The sequence below is a fragment of the Streptomyces carpinensis genome (assembly GCF_002154505.1).
GTDB classification, from domain to species: domain Bacteria; phylum Actinomycetota; class Actinomycetes; order Streptomycetales; family Streptomycetaceae; genus Streptomyces; species Streptomyces carpinensis.
Window position 1 is genome coordinate 1 of record NZ_MUBM01000700.1, and the last position, 820, is coordinate 820.

Below are 820 nucleotides of genomic sequence, written 5' to 3' on the forward strand. Positions count from 1 at the left end.
GCCCACGAGGGCGAAGCACGGGAGGTCGTTGACGTCGTTGCCGACGTAGAGCACGCGCTCCGGCGCGATGCCCTGCTCCTCGCACCACTGCTTCAGCGCGAGGTCCTTGCGGTCGACGCCGTGCAGCACCGGGAGCCGCAGCTTCCGGGCGCGTGCGGCGACGACCGGGTTCTGTTCCGTGGACAGGATCAGCATCTTCAGGCCGCTGCGCCGCAGGGCCGCGATGCCGAGGCCGTCCCCACGGTGCACGGAGACGAACTCCCGTCCGTCGGAGTCGATCAGCACCCTGTCGTCGGTCTGGGTGCCGTCGAAGTCGAGTACGACCGCNNGAAGCGGTGCCGGTGCTCGCGGAAGCCGCTCGCGTCCATCGCGTACGCGGCGCCGGTCTCCAGCAGGTCCTGCGGGCGGTCCTGGCGGCGCGGGCGGAAGGACTTGTCGTGGTTGACGCCGTAACCGCCCCGGGTGCCGGTGACGTCGGCGACGGTCACCGCACCGCCCACGGCCCGCGTGGCCTCAGTGCCGGAGACCGCCGGGTCGTCCGCCGCGTCCCGCCACACGAAGCCGTGGAAGGGCGCCACGGTGACGGCCGTGTCCGCGCCGTTCTCGACGACCGCCGCCGCCACCCCGTCGATGTCCTCGCGGACCAGGAACGGGCTGGTGCACTGCACGAGCAGGACGACGTCGACCGGGGAGCCGTGCAGGGCCTCGTGGGTGTCGAGGGCGTGCAGCACGGCGGCCTCGGAGGTCGCGGTGTCGCCGGCGATGGCGGCCGGGCGCAGCACCACCTCGGCGCCGGCCTGGCGGGCGGTGGCGGCGATGG

Annotated in this window: 1 pseudogene; it reads right to left on the reverse strand. The window is 73.8% G+C overall.

Annotated elements, in window-relative coordinates:
* Positions 1–820 (reverse strand): annotated as a pseudogene (locus BZY54_RS48070) (transferase); the annotation flags it as partial.